Source organism: uncultured Blautia sp. (genome assembly GCF_902497045.1).
Lineage (GTDB): Bacteria > Bacillota > Clostridia > Lachnospirales > Lachnospiraceae > Blautia_A.
Map to the genome: position 1 here is coordinate 1 of NZ_CABVDF010000311.1, position 2,459 is coordinate 2,459.

Genomic DNA, 2,459 nt, shown 5'->3' on the forward strand with positions numbered 1-2,459 from the left:
GTGCAGTATTTGCCCTTTGTGCCAAGAATGATATTACAGGAGCAGACGGAAAAGTTATTCTGGAAGCGGATACTGTGATTGAAGAACTGGCAACGGATAAAGAAGGAAAACTGACTTTTACAGCAGATTTACCGATTGGTTTTGAGTATTATATCAAGGAAACTTCCCCGGCACCTGGATTTGCAACGACAGATGAAACACAGGAGTTTACATTTGAGTACGAAGGTGCGGAAAAGGAAAAAGTATTTTATTCATTTACTTTTGAGGATGAACCGACAGTAATTGAGATTACCAAGACTTCCCTGACAGATGGAAAAGAGCTGGAAGGTGCCAAGTTACAGGTAACTGATGAAAGCGGTAAGGTTGTAGATTCCTGGATTTCCGGTAAAGAAGCTCATATCATCAAAGAACTGGTAGTCGGACAGAAGTATACCCTGACAGAAACAAAACCAGCAGATGGTTTTGTGACAGCGGAAAGCATTACATTTACCGTTGAAGATACCGTAGAAGCACAGAAAATCGAGATGAAAGACGATGTTACCAAGGTAGAGATCTCCAAGACGGATATTTCCGGTAAGGAACTGCCGGGCGCAAAACTGACAATTCTCGACAAAGACGGTAAAACGGTAGAGAGTTGGACTTCTGAGGAGAAACCGCATTACATTGAAATGCTTCCGATTGGGGAGTATACACTTCGGGAAGAATCTGCCCCTAATGGTTATCTGATAGCTGAGGACGTGAAGTTCACAGTGGAAGATACCGGGGAGATTCAGAAAGTTGTGATGAAAGATGAGGTAAAACCGGAAGAAACATCAACACCGGAAACACCATCTACACAGGTAACAGATACACCGAAAACCGGAGATGATACACATATGCTGCTTTGGATTCTGCTTGCAGTAGCAGGTATGGCAGGTGTAGTGTCAGCGGTATGGGTGGCAAGAAAGAAGAAATAAAAATCAGTTAGTTAAGAGGGCATTTATGGACGAAAAAGATTCATAAATGCTCTCTTTCTGGTTAATACTAGGAAAAATGAAGGGAGAATGTATTATGAAACAGGTATTAATTATAGCGGTTGTAGCAATTATTGCAGCAGTTAATTTTGTGATGTATTGCTGTCTGAGAGTAGCATCACAGGAAGATCAGATGTTGGAAAAACTGAGCAGGAGAAAGGAGTCAGAAAGCGATGGCGATTAGATATGCAGAGGACAAGCCGAAATCCTGTGAATATTGTTATTTCTGGAATGAAAAGAAAAAGGAATGCAGGCAGATGAGATGCTTTTATCAGCTCCCTGAAAAGCCACCTGATCCAGATCCGGCACACAGGTTTTGGGTTCCATGCAAAGGCTGTCCGTATGGAAGAAATCCCTGTATTGGCTATTGCATGGCTAAAATTCTAAAAGAGCAGAGGAAAAAACAATCTGGATAAGGATACATACATATTCCCGTATCACTACGGGGAGGAAGCAGAACAGTATACGTTCTATCGGATTCCCAAGATTCTCTTTACCAGTCCGGTATTTGGAAAACTGACCTGTGAAGCTAAGTTGTTGTATGGTCTATTGCTAGACCGGATGCAGTTATCTGTGAAGAATCGGTGGATGGATTCGGAGGGAAAAGTGTATATATATTTTTCGCAGGAGCAGATAGCAGGGCTTATGGGATGTGGAGTAAAAAAAGTCCGGTGCTTGTTAAAGGAACTGGATGACCGGAAAGGAATCGGATTGATTACGAGAGTCAGACAGGGATTGGGAAATCCCGATAGAATCTATGTAAAAAAATGCGTATCACCAGAACGGTTCAAAGAGAACTTCCAGACAGGTCAAAATGACTTCTCAGGAAAGGTACAAATGACCGATGCAGACAGGTGTAAACTGCCAGGTAATGATATAGAGGATAGTAATACTGAGAATAACGATACAGAGTATCTTTCTTTCTATTCAGATGCCAGTGAAGTGAAAAGGAAAGAAGCTGAAAGGAATGCTTATCAGCAGATTATCCTTGAACACATTGGATATGACTATATCGTAGATGATTTCAACCGGCATATGTTGGATGAGATTGTGGGGTTAATGGTAGATGTGGTGTGTTCGGAACAGGAGTTTATACGGATTGGAGGGGACAGAAAACCTTTATCCGTAGTAAAAAGCCAGTTTTTAAAACTGGATGCAGAGCATATTCGGTTCGTATTGCATTGCATGAAAGAAAATACCAGTAAAGTAGTAAATATGCGTCAGTATTTGTTGGCAGTATTATATAATGCACCGCTGACCATCAGCAATTATTACTCATCTTTGGTGCAGCATGATATGTACGAAGGGAATATATGAATTTTAGATTTTCAGGAAGGGAGTGATTCTATTGCAGGAAGAAGTAAATGAGAAAACCGTATCGTTATGTATCACTGGTGGAAAAGTGACAGTCCGTTTATTGAAACAGGCAATGATGCGTTTTCTGGC

3 protein-coding genes are annotated in these 2,459 nt (G+C 41.2%); all 3 read left to right on the forward strand.

The features are described 5' to 3' along the window. A partial coding sequence (locus RDS42_RS14125; RefSeq protein WP_308784222.1) for a SpaA isopeptide-forming pilin-related protein occupies positions 1–956 on the forward strand: 956 nt, incomplete at its 5' end. A 94-nt stretch (positions 957–1,050) separates the two neighbouring features. Then, positions 1,051–1,197, forward strand: a complete 147-nt coding sequence (locus tag RDS42_RS14130; protein WP_172677208.1) for a hypothetical protein — start codon at positions 1,051–1,053, stop codon at positions 1,195–1,197. Between the two features lie 293 nt (positions 1,198–1,490). Next, positions 1,491–2,330, forward strand: coding sequence for a DUF6017 domain-containing protein (locus RDS42_RS14135; RefSeq protein WP_270213342.1), 840 nt, complete (start codon positions 1,491–1,493; stop codon positions 2,328–2,330). Positions 2,331–2,459: the final 129 nt, after the last annotated feature.